Origin of the sequence: Spirosoma utsteinense (genome assembly GCF_014282275.1) — a bacterium.
Taxonomy (GTDB): Bacteria; Bacteroidota; Bacteroidia; order Cytophagales; family Spirosomataceae; genus Spirosoma; species Spirosoma utsteinense.
On record NZ_VFIA01000161.1, the window covers coordinates 1 to 964 of the forward strand.

Here is a 964-nt window from a genome sequence, read left to right on the forward strand (position 1 = left end):
TACTAGACCGTTTGAGCACCAGCATGACCCATCAAATGGACCGCTTTAGCGACAGAATAACTGAATTATTCGACTTCATGAGAGTGAAAAGGCTTTTATGAGAAAGCCCTGTATTTACTAGTATGCCATAGATCGTTAAAATCACATTCGCCTGACTCCTTGTTGCCCCGTTCGAAGCACATTCAGCAATGGACCATTGCTTAAATTTTCCGTTTCAGGTAATACATAACGACTCAGCAATAAAATTAACATAGTAATAATATATAACTGTTTAGCATAAGCACAAGCTGTGTTTCGTCTGGAAAATAGCTTCTAAAGCTGTTGAAAGCCTTTTTTACTTATTCTCACCAATTATTTTGGAATTTGGTCAAACAAGATTATCAATGATTACACCACCTTTTTTATTCGATACGCCCAATAAATTACCCCGATTATCAATTGACTTAGACTTGGAAGCGAACGGTAAAAGGGTGCAAAGGCTTGATTGTTAGTATAGTAATAAATAGATAACATATATTAATTAACACATCAGAAAAAGTCTTACGCATTTAGTCATATGTTAATTTAATAGTAAAATAGTAATGCTATGATACTAAAACTGATTATTAGTTAATATTATATTCATATTAATATCAAAATAGTATTAAATGTTATATAAAACAATCAATTGTGTTTATTTTTACAGTAAAATGGTAACAAATAGTATTTATTAATTTAGTTTTGCTAACAAATAATAGAAACTATACATTTTAAACGCACTAATAGTATGCTTCACCGTTACGTGTCACTCAAACTAATAGTCTGTCTTTTACTGATTTTTAGCGTTCAATCGGCATCGGCGCAGCTGGCCCTTTTCAACACGACCGCCACGGCCCTGCCCGGCCAGGCCATCAGCCTGCAGGGCCACTTCCCCGCCACGGCCAAAGCCTTCATGCTGGTGGGCACCGCTACCACCCCTACCTCC

At 36.3% G+C, this 964-nt stretch carries 1 protein-coding gene; it reads left to right on the top strand.

Annotated features, from left to right (window positions below; all coding sequences use genetic code 11):
* Window positions 1–766: 766 nt before the first annotated feature.
* On the top strand, window positions 767–964 hold a 198-nt coding region (locus FH603_RS28270; protein ID WP_186742755.1), incomplete at its 3' end, for a hypothetical protein.